At 42.3% G+C, this 15,200-nt stretch carries 17 protein-coding genes; 7 read left to right on the top strand and 10 right to left on the bottom strand.

Annotated features, from left to right (window positions below; genetic code table 11):
• Window positions 1–185 precede the first annotated feature (185 nt).
• Together IQ224_RS08455 and IQ224_RS08450 are read left to right on the top strand one after the other, a co-directional pair.
• Window positions 186–638: a cobalamin biosynthesis protein gene (locus IQ224_RS08455; RefSeq protein WP_071591803.1), complete on the top strand. Its 453-nt coding sequence runs from the start codon at window positions 186–188 to the stop codon at window positions 636–638.
• A 7-nt stretch (window positions 639–645) separates the two neighbouring features.
• Window positions 646–1,821: a lipid-A-disaccharide synthase-related protein gene (locus tag IQ224_RS08450; RefSeq protein WP_194032828.1), complete on the top strand. Its 1,176-nt coding sequence runs from the start codon at window positions 646–648 to the stop codon at window positions 1,819–1,821.
• Between the two features lie 182 nt (window positions 1,822–2,003).
• Here the strand turns inward: IQ224_RS08450 and IQ224_RS08445 are convergent, their stop codons facing one another.
• Window positions 2,004–2,852, bottom strand: coding sequence for an alpha/beta fold hydrolase (locus tag IQ224_RS08445; RefSeq protein WP_002743865.1), 849 nt, complete (start codon window positions 2,850–2,852; stop codon window positions 2,004–2,006).
• A 58-nt stretch (window positions 2,853–2,910) separates the two neighbouring features.
• Between IQ224_RS08445 and IQ224_RS08440 the strand changes: the two genes are divergently transcribed.
• Window positions 2,911–3,804: an alpha/beta fold hydrolase gene (locus tag IQ224_RS08440; RefSeq protein ID WP_002743866.1), complete on the top strand. Its 894-nt coding sequence runs from the start codon at window positions 2,911–2,913 to the stop codon at window positions 3,802–3,804.
• A 16-nt stretch (window positions 3,805–3,820) separates the two neighbouring features.
• Here IQ224_RS08440 and aroH read toward each other — a convergent pair whose 3' ends face one another.
• Together aroH and sppA are read right to left on the bottom strand one after the other, a co-directional pair.
• Complete coding sequence (gene aroH / locus IQ224_RS08435) at window positions 3,821–4,222, bottom strand: chorismate mutase (protein ID WP_051048470.1); 402 nt, start codon at window positions 4,220–4,222, stop codon at window positions 3,821–3,823.
• Window positions 4,223–4,290: 68 nt separating this feature from the next.
• On the bottom strand, window positions 4,291–5,112 hold the full coding sequence (gene sppA / locus IQ224_RS08430) for a signal peptide peptidase SppA (protein WP_002739893.1): 822 nt from the start codon (window positions 5,110–5,112) through the stop codon (window positions 4,291–4,293).
• Between the two features lie 166 nt (window positions 5,113–5,278).
• Between sppA and IQ224_RS08425 the strand changes: the two genes are divergently transcribed.
• Together IQ224_RS08425 and IQ224_RS08420 are read left to right on the top strand one after the other, a co-directional pair.
• On the top strand, window positions 5,279–5,551 hold the full coding sequence (locus IQ224_RS08425) for a DUF4160 domain-containing protein (protein WP_002743872.1): 273 nt from the start codon (window positions 5,279–5,281) through the stop codon (window positions 5,549–5,551).
• 2 nt (window positions 5,552–5,553) lie between these two features.
• Window positions 5,554–6,399, top strand: coding sequence for a DUF2442 domain-containing protein (locus IQ224_RS08420; RefSeq protein WP_194032827.1), 846 nt, complete (start codon window positions 5,554–5,556; stop codon window positions 6,397–6,399).
• Window positions 6,400–6,403: 4 nt separating this feature from the next.
• Here IQ224_RS08420 and ligA read toward each other — a convergent pair whose 3' ends face one another.
• The 4 genes from ligA to IQ224_RS08400 form a co-directional block, all read right to left on the bottom strand.
• Complete coding sequence (ligA, locus tag IQ224_RS08415; RefSeq protein ID WP_002743878.1) at window positions 6,404–8,413, bottom strand: NAD-dependent DNA ligase LigA; 2,010 nt, start codon at window positions 8,411–8,413, stop codon at window positions 6,404–6,406.
• 14 nt (window positions 8,414–8,427) lie between these two features.
• Window positions 8,428–8,994 (bottom strand): Uma2 family endonuclease, encoded by a 567-nt coding sequence (locus IQ224_RS08410; RefSeq protein ID WP_084989903.1) that lies wholly within the window; start codon window positions 8,992–8,994, stop codon window positions 8,428–8,430.
• A 20-nt stretch (window positions 8,995–9,014) separates the two neighbouring features.
• Window positions 9,015–9,581, bottom strand: a complete 567-nt coding sequence (locus IQ224_RS08405; protein ID WP_084989904.1) for a Uma2 family endonuclease — start codon at window positions 9,579–9,581, stop codon at window positions 9,015–9,017.
• 112 nt (window positions 9,582–9,693) lie between these two features.
• Window positions 9,694–11,013: an aminopeptidase P N-terminal domain-containing protein gene (locus tag IQ224_RS08400; RefSeq protein WP_002743881.1), complete on the bottom strand. Its 1,320-nt coding sequence runs from the start codon at window positions 11,011–11,013 to the stop codon at window positions 9,694–9,696.
• A gap of 61 nt (window positions 11,014–11,074) precedes the next feature.
• Between IQ224_RS08400 and IQ224_RS08395 the strand changes: the two genes are divergently transcribed.
• Window positions 11,075–11,548: a hypothetical protein gene (locus IQ224_RS08395; protein ID WP_002739904.1), complete on the top strand. Its 474-nt coding sequence runs from the start codon at window positions 11,075–11,077 to the stop codon at window positions 11,546–11,548.
• A gap of 296 nt (window positions 11,549–11,844) precedes the next feature.
• On the top strand, window positions 11,845–12,789 hold the full coding sequence (locus IQ224_RS08390) for a PhzF family phenazine biosynthesis protein (RefSeq protein ID WP_110578852.1): 945 nt from the start codon (window positions 11,845–11,847) through the stop codon (window positions 12,787–12,789).
• A gap of 143 nt (window positions 12,790–12,932) precedes the next feature.
• Here the strand turns inward: IQ224_RS08390 and IQ224_RS08385 are convergent, their stop codons facing one another.
• From IQ224_RS08385 to thiS, 3 genes are read right to left on the bottom strand one after another with little or no spacing between them, the layout of a single operon-like run.
• Window positions 12,933–13,703 (bottom strand): peroxiredoxin-like family protein, encoded by a 771-nt coding sequence (locus IQ224_RS08385; protein WP_194032826.1) that lies wholly within the window; start codon window positions 13,701–13,703, stop codon window positions 12,933–12,935.
• Window positions 13,700–14,836, bottom strand: a complete 1,137-nt coding sequence (locus IQ224_RS08380) for an anhydro-N-acetylmuramic acid kinase (protein ID WP_002743888.1) — start codon at window positions 14,834–14,836, stop codon at window positions 13,700–13,702. The genes IQ224_RS08385 and IQ224_RS08380 overlap by 4 nt, the downstream gene beginning before the upstream one ends.
• Window positions 14,837–14,869: 33 nt before the next feature.
• Window positions 14,870–15,079, bottom strand: coding sequence for a sulfur carrier protein ThiS (gene thiS / locus IQ224_RS08375; protein WP_002743890.1), 210 nt, complete (start codon window positions 15,077–15,079; stop codon window positions 14,870–14,872).
• Window positions 15,080–15,200: the final 121 nt, after the last annotated feature.

The following is a 15,200-nucleotide window of genomic DNA, read 5'->3' as shown; positions in this document are numbered from 1 at the left end:
AGTAGCACAGATGTATTAAAATAAATCCTGTTTAAAAGGTATCGGGGAGCGGCGAGAAACAATCCATCTTCTTGACATTAATTTACGAACCCTCTCTTAACTGTTTTTTAGCTTACCAAACAGCCCCAAGGTGATTCTCCCCGTTGGCAACCCTAATCCCGCAACAATTAGAGGCAACACCGATGATGACTGGCGCTTCCCCTGCTTTCCACTCACCCGCCGATTCTTCCGGGGCAAAAGTGCAATGGCATGGACGAGTATTATGGCTAGGCATAGGTTGCATCCGTGGGACGGAGAAAGCGGTCATAGATAGGGCAATTAGGGCTGTTTTTCAGCGTTATGACCTCTCTTTAGCCGCTATTGCTGGTATCGCCACCCTTGACATCAAAGCTGATGAACGGGGTTTAATTGCCTACTGTCAGGAGAAAGGATTACCCCTAAAAACCTTTACTGCCGAGGAGTTGAGAGATATTAAGGTCCCCAATCCCTCAGCTATTGTCAACAAGCAAGGGGGAACCCCTAGCGTCGCCGAAGCTGCCGCTTTAAAAATGGGCGAGACTTTGCTAGTCAGCAAGCAAATAGAAGCCAAATCGGTGACGGTGGCGGTTTCTTTGGCAGCAAGGAAATATAGAGGATAACAAATCGATGCTTAAACAGGTTTTATTTCTTAGTAATGGTCATGGCGAGGATTTAAATGCTAGTTTAATTGTGGGGGAATTACAAAAAATTCAGCCCCAATTATCTATAGCTGCTTTGCCTTTAGTGGGAGAGGGAAAAGCTTATCAAAAATTGCCAGTACCCATTATTGCCCCCACTGCCACTATGCCATCGGGGGGAATTATTTATACTAATCCTTTTAATTGGATTAAAGATATTGGCGCGGGATTAATCGGTCTAACTATTAAACAAATTCAGGCAGCTTTTAAAGTTAGCAAGAATTGTGATTTATTGATAGCAGTGGGGGATATTGTGCCGATTGTGATCGCTCGTTTAACTGGTCGTCCTTTTGTGGCTTTTATTGTTTCTACTTCCAGTTATTACGAAGGTACAATTAAATTACCTTTACTGACAAAATTATGTTTAAGATCAGACAAGTGTTTAAGGGTTTTCACTAGGGATAAATATACAGCAACAGACCTACAAAATCGGGGTATTAAAAAAGCGATTTTTGCTGGTTATCCAATTATGGATGTCCTAACACCAACGGGTAAAGATTTAGAATTAGATAGTCAAATTCCCATGATTGCTTTGTTAGCGGGGAGTCGTTTACCCGAAGCTTTGAGTAATTTAGCTTTACAGTTACAAGTCTGTGAGGAAATAGTTAAAATTAAACCGATGCAGTTTCGGGCTGCTATCGTTCCTAGCATCAGAGAAACCGACTTAGAAAATTTAGCTAAACAAGAGGGATGGCATTATTTAGGAGCGGGAAAACTAGAGAAAAATGGGGCTTTATTGTGCTGTTATCGTGATGCTTTTGCCGATATTTTACACCATTGTGACGCTTGTTTAGCCATGGCAGGTACAGCAGTAGAACAAGCGGTAGGATTAGGAAAACCCGTCCTACAAATACCCGGATTTGGTCCCCAATTTACCTACCCTTTTGCTGAGGCACAAATGCGCTTATTAGGGGAATCGGTGATAACTATTGGAAAGAAACCCACGGAGGTGAATTTATTTAAAAATGCTGCGGTTAAAATTATCGATATTTTGGCAGATTCTCGTTATTTACACAGATGTTTAGAGAACGGTAAAATTAGAGTGGGAGAGTCCGGAGGTAGCAGGAAGATTGCCGAAGAAATTTATATGAACTTAGGGTGTTAAGTAGCTGGTTTTAATTAAATTAAAAATGGATTTTAGGTTCGATCCCCCCTTAATCCCCTCTTAATAAGGGGGGTGCCGATCCCCCCTTAATCCCCCCTTAATAAGGGGCATCTGAAAGTTTTTAATACCTACCTACTTAGGGCAGCGCAATCCAGCTTAAAATTAGCTCAATTACCTTTTAATTAACCATCATCATTTTTCTGAACAGATAAAAACTCAGCCACTGCTTGATTAAAAGTTTCAGGTTCCCCTAAAAATGCCCAATGATTACCCAGTATTTTTTTAATCTCTAGAGAAGTTAAATACTTTTTATAGGATTGAATTTGCCAAGTAGTGCGATTTAATCCCTGTTGAGGAAGGATTAATAAACTGGGAATATCTAAAGTTTTAGTTAATCCTGCAAACCCCATGACATCCTCAAAAATTTCCCCGCGTGCCGATAAAGTAAATTTACTGCTCCAACTGCCATCCGCTTTTTGTTCAATGGCATTTTTAAACACCTCTTGCTGTAGATTTGACCAACCTTTATATTGTTTTAATTGATAAGCGATCGCTTCTATGCTCTGATAACTATCAAAGGAACGAGTAATCTTTAAAAAGGGCAAAACTTGATAGAGAATTGGAAAAGTTATCCTAATCCAACTAGGCATTTTATCGATAAAAAAGGGATCGACTAAAATTAAACTCTTAAATACTTCTGGCTGTTGAGTTGCCCAAATTGCCGCTATTTTAGCACTCCAAGAATGACCTAAAATATGTGCTTGCGTCCAACCTAAATGATTAATTAAAGCCCTTAAATCGCCGATATAATCCTGAAAGTGATAACCCGTTGCTGGTTTACTGCTTTCCCCATGTCCCCGCAAATCTGGGGCAATAACTTGATAATTTGAGCTTAAATAATCGCCCAAACTTGACCAAACCAAAGCATGATCCGCCATGCCGTGCAATAATAATAGAGGCATACCTCGATCGCTCCATTGTAAATAGGAAATTGCCATCGAGTTATTGGTAAAAGTCCGGCGTTGTGGCATAAATTCTCGGCTGATTTTTACTCTATAATTTAAATATCACTTAATAAAACTTCATACAATGGCACTACAATCGCCGCTCACTGTCACTAGCTTAGAGCAATTGTCTTGGACATGGCAAGGTCACACCATCCCCTACACTGTGCGGGGAGAAGGACAACCCCTAGTATTAATTCACGGTTTTGGGGCATCTATCGGTCATTGGCGCAAAAATATCCCCGTTTTAGGGGAAAATGGCTATCAAGTCTATGCCCTAGATCTCTTGGGATTTGGGGGTGCGGATAAGCCCGCTTTAGATTATAGTCTCAACCTTTGGCAGCAGCAAATACAAGACTTTTGGCGGGAAAAAATCGCAAAACCGACGGTATTTGTTGGTAATTCCATCGGGGGACTGATTACCTTAATGCTGATGGCAGAATCTCCCGAAATCACTGCCGGAGGCGTAATTATTAACTGTGCGGGAGGATTAAACCATCGTCCCGAAGAATTAAATTTCCCCTTGCGTTTAATCATGGCTGCCTTTACCGGTTTAGTTAGTTCTCCGGTGACAGGAAAGTTTATTTTTGAACAGGTAAGGCAGAAAAATCGCATCCGGAACACCTTAAAACAGGTTTATCGCGACCATACTGCGATTACCGAGGAATTAGTCGAAATTCTCTATCAACCCTCCTGTGATGCGGGTGCGTGGGGAGTGTTCGCATCGGTGTTGACAGCACCCCCTGGACCTTCTCCCCAGGAATTATTACCGCCAATCGATCGCCCTTTATTGGTACTCTGGGGAGAGGACGACCCTTGGACACCGATCGCTGGTTCGGTAATTTACCAAGAAAGAGCTAAAATGGGCAATAATACCCAATTTTATCCGATTGCCAAAGCCGGTCACTGTCCCCACGATGAACATCCCGAAAAAGTTAATCAATTAATTTTGAGTTGGCTGTCGGAAATGGGGATTTAGTCAGTTATCGAAGATTTTAGCGATTAATAGTTACTGGAGAAATCTGCCAATCGGGGCGAAGATTTTTCGCCCCCCGGAGATAGACGTGCTGCATTTCCCCTTGTAGTTTGGGAGTATTAACGTGAAGAATTACGCGAATACACTTTTCCAGACTACCAGCGACGTGCATCTGTTGCACATCGAGGAGGGGGACATTTTGCCAGTGGGGACGTTCGCGAGCGATAGCAGCGGGGAAAATCGCGTCTAAATCCTGAGTTGCCGTAAAGATAATACTAACAATATCATCGGGATCGAGACTATTGTGAATTTCGATCGCTTCGAGGAGTTCTGTTACTGCTTCTCGTATAGCTTCAATAGTATTAACCGTTACCGTCGTTGCTCCCCGAATGGCTCGAACCTTCCACTGCACGATTGTTATCCTCCGATAATCCTGATGAGTCAATTTTAGGGGTTAACGCGCCCTTTTTCTCGACTTTAATCTGGTCATCAGGGTCGGTATAACCACAATAGTTGTCCGTTAACTTCTAATTCAAATTCTAGACGCTGTAGGGTTTTTTGTAATCCTAGGGGTATTTGGGAACGATTGCCCGTCAGACGACTGAGCAGGGGTTTCGGTTCTTCGATAGTCTGACATTTAGTTTTATCTGGGGGTAATCCTGCCAATTCTAGCGCCCAAAGTCGGGCATCTTCCTCGGTTCCTAAGCGATCAACGACTCCTAATTCTAACGCCTGTTGACCAGTAAAAATGCGCCCATCGGCAAAACTTTTCACCTGATTGACATCTAAATTTCTCGCTCCGGCGACGGTTTGCAGAAATTGCTGATAACTGGTATCGATCATATCCTGGAGAATTCTTTCTTCTTCATCAGTTAATTCTCGATCGAAGGAGAGAATATCTTTATAAGGGCCTGATTTAATCACTTTAAACGAAACTCCCACCTTATCCAACAATCTTTCCAGATTGTTCCCCCTCAGGATAACACCGATCGAGCCGGTAATCGTGCCGGGGTTAGCCATAATATAATTAGCCCCCATACCGATATAAACGCCGCCAGAGGCGGAAATATTGCCAAAACTAGCGATTATTTTCGTGGTTTTTTGTAAGCGCTTCAATGCTTCATAAATTTCCTGGGAATCCCCCACGGTTCCCCCGGGGGAGTCAATGCGGAGAAGTAGGGCGGGATATTGCCTTTCTTTGACGATTTCTAGGGCTTTTAAGACCCTTTTGCGGGTATCGGAGGCAATTGCACCTGTAATTTCTATTCGAGCGATTTGTTTGCGGGTTTTCGGTTTAAAAGGCCAGACCATCAGGTTTAAATATCTCTCAAAAAAGGACTCTCTCTAATCTAACGCTTTGATCGTTCTAGGTTAAGCAGACATTATATTTCAGAATTTAAGGACAAAATGTCTGGTTAAGTGTATAATAGCATTAAGTGACCAGAGTTGAGGTGGGCGAGGTGAAGATTTGGGCAAGGTGGAATCCTTTAATTTAGATGGCTTAGATCTGTTTTTCAATTCTCACGATCATTTGCCACCTCATTTTCATGTTCGTAAACCGGGGCAATGGGAAATTAGAGTTTTTTTCTTACTTTGTAATCAAGAAAATGGTCTAAAGTTTGAGGTAAAATGGCCCGCCAATGCCAAAATATCTAGTAAGGAAAAAAAGCAAATACTCGACCACGTTTTAGCCAATCGTTCTAAACTCCTGAGCGAATGGGAGGCAAAAGTCTGTACCCAAGGTAATTAATCATGTTAAATAAGCGAGAAATTACTGTTATAATTGAGGATAAAGAAAGTTATAATTTCTTGTCAAAGTTTCAATCTGTGCAGATTCTTTCCTTACCAGATTTAAAGAATATTGATTCTTTAAAAAACATCTTTATCTGTACTTCTTTGACTGGTTTAAAAGCAGTGTCAGATATTGTCAGAACCGCTAATGATAAACATCATCTACGAGGTCTTTTTATCCGAGAAAACATTGATTCTATCTACTTGCCGCAACTATTTAAACGGGCCAATTTACGCACCCTGCGAAATACCCTCGTTTATCGAGATTTTACTTTACCGACAAGGGTAATTAATGCTTGGATTTGGGGAGCGCAAGAGCATTTAATCGCCACAGCTTTAGTTATTGGGGAAAGTTTATTAATCAGTCGCTGTGATTTCGATGAGCTAGAAATTCCCTTTGCATCTATGCCAGCTTTACAGCGTATTCCTCTAGAAGAAAGAGAGAATTTTATTATAGCAGAAGATGGTAGTTATATTCATTGGCCAGTGGTGGACATTCATCTTGATATAGCGGCTTTTTTGAGTGTGATTGAACCAAAAGCAAAACAAAAGTTTGCAGCGATTAAATTAAAACATGATCAGATTTTTGGTCGAGCGATTGCCTCTTTACGCAAACAGCATCAACTGCGACAATCAGATATTATAGGAGTATCCGAGCGTCAAGTGAGACGCATTGAACAGGGAGAAGGAACAAAGGTAGAAACCCTTAATTTATTTGCCCAAGCTCACAAAATGGAACTTAATGATTATCTTGATGCTGTTGCTCAGTTAATCGATAATACTTCAGTAGATTTGCTCCAATCTTAAGCTTTTAACCCTTGATTAATTCGAGTAATTGTGCTTCAGTTAGCTGAGTAATGCCCAATTCTAGGGCTTTTTCTAGCTTAGAACCCGCCGCCTCTCCTAGCACTAAATAATCGGTTTTTTTGCTCACAGAACCCGTCACTTTACCCCCAGCTTTTTCGATTAATTCTTTCGCTTCCTCCCGTTTGAGAGTTGGTAAAGTGCCAGTAATGACAAAGGTTTTCCCTGCTAAAGTCGCTTTTGTGGTGGTGGTTTTTGCTGCTGCGGCAAACTGTAAACCCGCTGCCTGTAATTTAGCGACTAAATCCCGATTAGCGGCGATTCTAAACCAATCATAGACAGATTGAGCGATTTCTTCACCGATACCATAGACAGAAGCTAAATCAGTCACGCTGGCGTTAGCTAACTCTTCCACAGTCCGAAAACTTTCGGCGAGAATTTTGGCGTTAACGCTGCCCACATAGCGAATTCCTAGCCCATAAAGTACCCTCGACCAGCTTTGATTTTTGCTCTGAGCCATAGCTGTAATCAAATTTAAGGCTGATTTCTCGCCCATTCGGTCTAATTTGGCAATTTCCGTTTTTTCGAGGCTGTAAAGGTCAGAAATGGCGGTAACTAATCCCTGTTCAATCAGCAAAATTACCACTTTTTCCCCTAATCCCCGGATATCGAGAGCATCGCGACTGGCCCAATGTACTACACTTCCCCGCAAAATCGCCGGACAGGAACTATTAACACAGCGCGTCACCGCTTCCCCCACCGGACGGACTAGGGGAGATTGACATTCAGGGCAATTAGTGGGCATCTGGAAGGGTAAAGTCTGGCTAGGACGCAATTCTGGCAGGATTCTCACCACTTCCGGGATAATTTCCCCCGCTTTGCGGATAATTACCGTGTCACCGACTCGGATATCTAATTCGGCCACTCGATCGCTATTATGTAAAGTAGCCCTTTGTACGGTGGTTCCTGCTACCTGTACCGGTTCCATCACCGCCATGGGTGTAACTGCGCCGGTGCGTCCCACATTGACGATAATATCTTTAACTACCGTGGGGACTTCTTCGGCGGGATATTTTAAAGCGATGGCCCACCGGGGGAATTTTTGAGTGAATCCTAACCGATTTTGTCGCTGTAAATCGTTGATTTTGACTACGACACCATCGGTCATGTAGGCTAATTGATGACGTTTTTCTTGCCAATCTTGATAGTATTGCGCCACTTCTTGCAGGGATGGACAGAGTTGACGGTGGGGATTAACCAGAAATCCCATGGTTTCTAATCTGTCTAAGGATTGCCATTGAGTGGTGATATGGTTATCGTCTAAATGTAGGGTATAGGCAAAAAATTGTAAGCGTCTTTTATCAACTATTTTAGGATCTAATTGTCGTAGGGTTCCTGCTGCTGCATTGCGGGGATTAGCAAAGAGAGATTCCCCTTTTTCTTCTCTTTCTTGATTGATTTTATCAAAGGTGTCGAGGGGTAAAAAGGCTTCACCGCGCACTTCCACAATTGCTGGGGGATTGTCTATATTTAATCGTAAAGGAATAGAGCGAATTGTCCGCACATTGGGGGTAATATCTTCGCCAGTGACTCCATCTCCTCTAGTAACACCTCTGACTAAAAAGCCGTTTTCGTAGGTTAAAGCTAACGCGGAACCATCGATTTTTAATTCACACACATATTCCGTGTCTTGGGTTTCATTTACATATCTTTGCCAACGGCTGCCCCATTTATTTAATTCTTCGAGGTTAAAGGCATTTTCGAGACTATACAGGGGAATATTATGACGGACAGAAACAAATTGACTAGAGATTTTATCCCCGACTCTTTGGGTGGGACTATCGGGGGTGATTAATTGGGGATAACGCTTTTCTATGTCTTCTAATTCCCGATAAAGTTGATCATAAACGCTATCGGATATAAAAGGATCATCAAGAACATAATAAGCATAACTGGCTCTTTGTAGTTCTGTTTTTAGTTGTTGGCAACGTTGTTGGATTTCTAAGGGGATAGTCATAATCGTTAATAATGCTACTGGGCAAAAACCATTTGAGGAGTTAATTGTAAATCGGGAAAAGTGACCGATATTATCTTATCTTCGTTGTTAAATTCTGCCAGTTCATAAAATCCCAAAATTAGGTTTAAAACCGATATTTTTAGGGCAATAGGATCGATAATCCAGTATTCAGGAATGCCTCTCACTGCGTATTCTGAACGTTTATAACGGTAGTCATCATCGGCATTATTGGGGCTAACAATTTCTACAACTAACAGGGGAGGAAATTCAATCACTGCTGTGGTCATATTTCTAATCTCTTGACATTGTTCGGCAGTTAAAATCATTAAGTCTGGGATTCTCGATTTAGCTTTATCGGTGCGAATTCCCACGGTAGCAGGCATGACTTTCCAAGTTAGATTTAATCTTTTAATTTCTGCCATTAAATAATCATAAATAAAGGCAAGAATTAAGGCATGAAAGCCACTAGCGGGAGGCATGGAAATTAATTCTCCGTTAAATAATTCGTACTTATTATCTGTGGAGTCCTGATAATTTAAATATTCTGCAAAGGTATATATTTTTTGTTGGGTAGCAATCATAAAAGTCTCCAGCTAAGATTTTACTGTGCAAAGACCATTTGAGGAGTTAATTGTAAATCGGGAAATGTCAACGATATTATCCTATCTTCGTTGTTAAATTCTGCCAGTTCATAAAATCCCAAAATTAGGTTTAAAACCGATATTTTTAGGGCAATAGGATCGATAATCCAGTATTCAGGAATGCCTCTCACTGCGTATTCTGAACGTTTATAACGGTAGTCATCATCGGCATTATTGGGGCTAACAATTTCTACAACTAACAGGGGAGGAAATTCAATCACTGCTGTGGTCATATTTCTAATCTCTTGACATTGTTCGGCAGTTAAAATCATTAAGTCTGGAATTCTCGATTTAGCTTTATCGGTGCGAATTCCCACGGTGGCGGGCATAACTTGCCAGTCTAATTGTAGCCTCTCTATTTCCCTTTCTAACACCTTAAATATATATCTAAGTATCAAAGAATGAAAGCCACTAGCGGGAGGCATGAAAATTAATTCTCCGTTAAATAATTCGTATTTATCATCCGTGCAGTCCTGATAATTTAAATATTCCGCAAAGGTATATAATTTTTCTTTGGTGACAACCATAATAATCTCTAGAAAAAACTTAATTGAATCTCCTTTGAAGATAAATTTTGCCTTTGATACCCCCTTAATAAGTTAGGGGGAATCTGACAATTTTTAACACCTAGCTTTTTACTTAAGATTCGATATCCTCAACTTTTTTGGGAACTGTTGCAGTTAAAACCTCATTTCCTGTGGCAGTAACTAATACATCATCTTCGATACGGATACCGATACCTCGCCATTTTTCCGGCACTTCCGGCTGTCCTTCAGCAGGTTTAATATCGGGGGAGATATAAATCCCCGGTTCCACGGTTAAAACATGACCAGGCTGCAAAGTCTGCCAAGTTTCTTCGTTAACTTTATAACCTCCCGCATCATGGACATCTAATCCTAACCAATGGCCAGTTCTGTGCATATAAAAAGGCTTATATTTTTCCTCTTTAATTATCTCATCAATGTCGCCGACCAATAGCCCTAAATCCACTAATCCCTCCACAATTGTCCTCACGGCTGTGTCATGAAAAAGATTATAAGGATTACCAGTTTTTACCACTTCAATCGCCTTTAATTGAGCTTCCAGAACAATTTCATAGATAATTTTTTGTTCGGGGGTAAATTTACCATTAACGGGAAAAGTGCGGGTAATATCACCGTTATAGTAATTGTAGGCACAACCAGCATCAATTAATAAAAGCTCATTTTCTTGTACTTGGCGATTATTGTTGATATAGTGCAGAATACAGGCATTAGCACCACTAGCAACAATAGAAGGATAAGCGGGACCCATACCCCCTTCCAGGCGAAAAGTATGCTCAATTTCCGCTTGAATTTGATACTCGTAGTGACCAACTTTGGTAAATTCTCTGGCCCGATTATGTGCCTGTGCTGAAATAGCAGTTGCTTGGCGAATATTGTCCAATTCGGCCTCGGTTTTCAGTAAGCGCAAAGGATGGAGAATAAAATTAGTATCCTCTAAAGCAGTCGGTCCGGTGCCGCGACGGGGAAAAGTGGCGATTAATTTTTGCCAGTGCTTGAGAACATTTGTATTAAAAGTTTTGTCCCGTCCGAGATGATAATAAATTCGTTCGGCTTTTTCGAGATATTGGGGTAATTTTTCGTCCAATTCTTGGATAGAATAGGCCTCATCAGCAGCAAAAATCTCCTTTGCTCCTTCCACACCGTGGAGATAGCCGGTCCAGGTTTCTTTTTCTGGGTCTTTTGGCTGCACGAACAGGATAAACTGATGTTCGGGGTGATGGGGTGCTAAAACCGCCACCGCCTCCGGTTCATTAAATCCTGTCAGGTAAAAAAAGTCACTATCCTGACGATAGGTGTATTCTACGTCATTGTGCATGACCGCCATGGGCGCACTGCGAAAAATTGCGGTTCCATTGCCGATTTTTTCCATTACCTGCTGACGACGGTGTTGAAACTCTCTGCGATCGATGCCCATAGATATTCCTAGAAATGTCACAATAAGTCCTAGAGTCTATTATCGCTAATATTTTTAATTTATGACCCCTGAAGAACCGGATTTTTCCCAAGATATCATCGAAAGGCGCGAGTTTACCCTAGCAGATTTTATCGCTCAAGAGGGGGCGGATTTCCTTAAAGGGGAATCTCCTGTCCCCAAATTAGTGCAAGTTACCACAGAGATTAAACAATTTATTGCCGCTAATTTAGGGGATTCCTCGGGAGCTTTGCAGATAATTTTACAGCTTATTGTCGATGAAGAATTAACCAAAGTCAGTCAAAATTTAGATAATCCCGTTCAAGCTTTACAGTTAATCCTAGAAGAAATTTTAGACAATCAAGAATTACTCTATGAATTAGTACACCGAGTCGATGTGAAATGGGGACAATTATACGGGGAACGTCCCTATTTTCAAAAACCCCATCAAAAACCCCACCCTGAAGACGAATACACTCACAATTCCGTCAGAGATAAGTTAGTCAGTTTATTAGCCAGATTAGAAGCGGATAAGTAGTAGAGCCTATGGCAGTTAGGCTCTCTTATTCTTTGTGTTATGAGTTTAACTTATATAGGAGCGATCAATCTTTGTGTCCTTTGTGTCTTTGTGGTTTTTCCCATAGGAGACTCCGAGACGATTCAAGACATACCTTATCTTCATGAAAAACTCTGTATTTTCATTATTTCTTAGTCAACAGAGACTAACAGGACTGACAAGGAGTATCTATCCCTAGACAGACAACCGGGGCGGTCAGAGGTGAAGATAGGTGTAAGATCAAAAAATTCTCCGATAAATGTTGCTCTATCCCCCGCGTGCCTACCTATTCCTACTATACCGCCGATGTTTTTAGCGATCGCATTTTTGGCGGTAATCCCCTGGCGGTTTTTCCGGAAGCGTCTGGATTAACCCGTACCCAGATGCAAAAAATCGCTGCCGAATTTAACTTCTCGGAGACAGTCTTCGTTTTTCCGCCAGAAACGCCCCAAGGCACTAAAAAAGTCCGGATTTTTACCCCCAGTACGGAATTACCCTTTGCTGGTCATCCTACCGTCGGCACAGCCTATATTTTAGCCCTAATCGGTGCTATTCCCCCTTACCAAGAAACCACGATTTATCTAGAGGAAGGAGTCGGTTTAGTACCGGTGAAAATTATCATGGAGGGGGAAAAACCGGTCTATAGTGAGTTAAAAGTGGCACAATTGCCAGAATTAGTGACGGATACTTATGCTCTCGATGATTTAGCGGCGATTCTTTCCCTAAGCGTTGCCGATTTCTTACCCGGTTATCCCCCCCGGGCCTTTTCCTGTGGTCTCCCTTTTTTATTCATCCCCGTCAAAAACCGAGATATTTTAGGGAAAATAAAACTAAATCTAACTCTCTGGTCATCATTATTAGGTCAATCCCCCGCTAATTCCCTTTTTGTCTGCTGTTTTGACCCAGAATCACCCCAATCTCGTCTCTATGGCCGAATGTTTGCCCCCAGTTTAGGAGTTATGGAAGATCCCGCCACTGGTTCGGCTGTGGCCGCTTTAGCGGGCTACCTAGGGGCCTTAGAATCTTCTAGGGAAGGGATGAATCAATGGACGATAATCCAAGGGGTGGAAATGGGCAGACCCAGCAACATACAATTAAAGTTTCAGAAAAACAACCGGGAAATTACGGAAGTTTCTGTGGGTGGTGCATCAGTTCTAGTCTGCCAAGGTAAGATGATAATTCCCGATGGGGAAACAAAAAGCCCGACAAAAGGGTTATTGTGACAATAAATCCCTTGACTATAATAGGCTACACATCAGGACAGGCAAAAGAGCAAGAGATAATCAGTCTTTGATAACCGGATTTAGTATAAAATTTTGGACTGGTATCATTTAATCGAAACTCTCTATATAGAGAAGAAAAAAGCTTAATCCCGCAAAAAAGCGAGGGGATAACTCATATTCTCAGCAAATCCCAAGATACCTCCATCTCGATGCTCATAGAGTAAATTTCCTTGACTATCAAATAAAAAAGTCCCTCCCCGTTGGGTGAGATAACTACTATCGGGGATATATGTTGACCAATTGCCCAAAACCTGAGTCATATTACGCAGTCTCAGGGTGGCTAATTCAAAAGGTCGCTGAAAACCTTGACCCCCGGCAAGATTGAAGAGGGAACCCCGGAAAGGTGGTAAAGGCCGCGCTTGTATTGTTTCCTCCTCGGCAATTAATTGGGGGGCTTTGCGATCGCCACGATAACCCCGCAGCACTTCGGCCAGAGTCCCCGGACTACCCACACCCGCACACATCAAAATTAGATTTAACCAGGCATTTTGTCCAGAAGAAAATCCTGGTAATTTTACCGATAAACCCCGATACAGTCCTAATAAATTGTGTAATTCGGCTTTCGGGTCAACAAAAAGCCAATCTTGCCGAAATTTCGTATATTCAGAGAATTTTAAACCTGAATTGCGATCGCCGATACCGATGGCACGAATGGTAATCCCGGCATTTTGCCAAAGGGCTGCCTCTTTTTCTAACCACCAAGCATATTCGAGACTGTCAAAATCTCCCAATTGCGGCCAAACAAGAATTAAAAGACGTTTGTAATCAGTACAATCGCTTAAAATTGGCACTATTTGCCCATCGCTAACCCTTTGGCGTTGAATCGTTGAAAATATTTCATATATGCTGCTCATAGATAAATTTCTCCTAATAAAACCTCCTCTTTTGCTCCCGTGACTTTCGGTAAATTACCAGGGAAATCGTGCCAGCGCCAATAGGCCAAAAGAGCAAAAGCGATCGCTTCTTTAAAATCGCTATTTAATCCTACCTCATCAGTGGTCAAAAGCTTGACATTTGACCCCAAATGTGCTAGGAGTCTTTGGCGCAGGTAGGCATTACGAGCGCCACCACCACAGAGCAGCACCTCCGCAGGCATTTCCGGCAAAAAGGTTTGATAGCTGTGGGCGATCGAAATGGCGGTTAAATCGGTTAAACTGGCCAACCAGTCGGCATCACCGAGGGAATAAGCTTGGGCATCCTCGCGCAATTGGGCTAGATAGGCGGGGCTAAATAACTCTCTGCCGGTGGATTTGGGGGGATATTGTTGAAAATAAGGCTCTTGTAGCCATTTATGAACTAATTCGGAGCAGGGTTGACCCTGGGCCGACCATTGACCGTTATGGTCGTAGGTTTGTTGGCCTTGGCTCAAAAATTGTACGGCCAAATCGATGAGGACGTTGCCCGGTCCAGTATCCCAACCGAAAATTTTTTGCTGCCAATTTTCCCTTTGTCGGGGGGGTAAATAGGTTAAATTGCCAATACCGCCGATATTTTGGACGCAGCGGGCTGTGGTGGGGTGAGAAAGCAAATAAGCGTCAATTTTCGGCACTAGGGGCGCACCGTGACCAGCTTGGGCGATATCGGCAGCGCGAAAATTACTAATGGTGGGAATACTGGTAATTTTTGCTATCGCTGCTCCCCGTCCTAATTGTACCGTATAACCGAGGCGATCGTTTTTGGGGGGTCGATGAAAAACGGTTTGACCGTGACTGCCGATTAATTGGGCTTTTGGGGCTTCTTTTTGGATATTTAAGGCGGCTTGGGCAAATTCTGCGGCGATATTATCATCTAAGCTGGCTAAATCTTCAATAGATAGCTTTTCTCCCCCACAGACTTGCAAAATTGTCTCTCGTAATCGGGGGGAATAGGGATAGGTTTCCCCAGCTAATAACTGCACCTGTGGAGATTCCACTGTACCGCTAATCTCTACTAAAGCGGTATCGATGCCGTCCACCGATGTGCCACTGATTAAACCGATAACTAACAAGTTTTTTCCCTCAACTGTCGATTGTTGATTATTTTATCCCCCTCCGACAATAGTAACAATTTCTAATTGATCCCCCTCCTTGATTTCCGTGTTTTCCCAATACTGACGATGGAGGATTTCCCCGTTATATTCCACTGCCACTAACCGAGGATTCATGCCCAAATTTTCTAGCATTTGCGGTAGTTTAGTTGCGGGTAAACAGGTTTGAGTTTTGCCGTTGATTTGCAAGGTTATTTCTGACATGGATTTGGATAAGTAGTCGTGCAAAATTAATTTCCTAGTCGAGACAGGAGACAGTATTCAGGAGACAGGAGACAGCTTTTTTCTCCCCACACCCCACACCCTACACCCCACACCCTACACC

It is taken from the genome of Microcystis sp. LEGE 00066, from assembly GCF_015207925.1.
GTDB classification, from domain to species: Bacteria; Cyanobacteriota; Cyanobacteriia; order Cyanobacteriales; family Microcystaceae; genus Microcystis; species Microcystis ichthyoblabe_A.
This window is presented reverse-complemented; position numbering and strand designations above follow the sequence as displayed.

What these genes read in the sequence shown, in the direction of transcription:
- IQ224_RS08395 (WP_002739904.1), top strand. Translation starts at nt 11,075, where the DNA reads ATGACCCCTGAAGAACCGGATTTTTCCCAAGATATCATCGAAAGGCGC.
- IQ224_RS08405 (WP_084989904.1), bottom strand. Translation starts at nt 9,581, where the DNA reads ATGGTTGTCACCAAAGAAAAATTATATACCTTTGCGGAATATTTAAAT.
- IQ224_RS08450 (WP_194032828.1), top strand. Translation starts at nt 646, where the DNA reads ATGCTTAAACAGGTTTTATTTCTTAGTAATGGTCATGGCGAGGATTTA.
- ligA (WP_002743878.1), bottom strand. Translation starts at nt 8,413, where the DNA reads ATGACTATCCCCTTAGAAATCCAACAACGTTGCCAACAACTAAAAACA.
- sppA (WP_002739893.1), bottom strand. Translation starts at nt 5,112, where the DNA reads ATGGTCTGGCCTTTTAAACCGAAAACCCGCAAACAAATCGCTCGAATA.
- IQ224_RS08420 (WP_194032827.1), top strand. Translation starts at nt 5,554, where the DNA reads ATGTTAAATAAGCGAGAAATTACTGTTATAATTGAGGATAAAGAAAGT.
- IQ224_RS08455 (WP_071591803.1), top strand. Translation starts at nt 186, where the DNA reads ATGACTGGCGCTTCCCCTGCTTTCCACTCACCCGCCGATTCTTCCGGG.
- IQ224_RS08400 (WP_002743881.1), bottom strand. Translation starts at nt 11,013, where the DNA reads ATGGGCATCGATCGCAGAGAGTTTCAACACCGTCGTCAGCAGGTAATG.
- IQ224_RS08410 (WP_084989903.1), bottom strand. Translation starts at nt 8,994, where the DNA reads ATGATTGCTACCCAACAAAAAATATATACCTTTGCAGAATATTTAAAT.
- IQ224_RS08385 (WP_194032826.1), bottom strand. Translation starts at nt 13,703, where the DNA reads ATGAGCAGCATATATGAAATATTTTCAACGATTCAACGCCAAAGGGTT.
- IQ224_RS08445 (WP_002743865.1), bottom strand. Translation starts at nt 2,852, where the DNA reads ATGCCACAACGCCGGACTTTTACCAATAACTCGATGGCAATTTCCTAT.
- thiS (WP_002743890.1), bottom strand. Translation starts at nt 15,079, where the DNA reads ATGTCAGAAATAACCTTGCAAATCAACGGCAAAACTCAAACCTGTTTA.
- IQ224_RS08440 (WP_002743866.1), top strand. Translation starts at nt 2,911, where the DNA reads ATGGCACTACAATCGCCGCTCACTGTCACTAGCTTAGAGCAATTGTCT.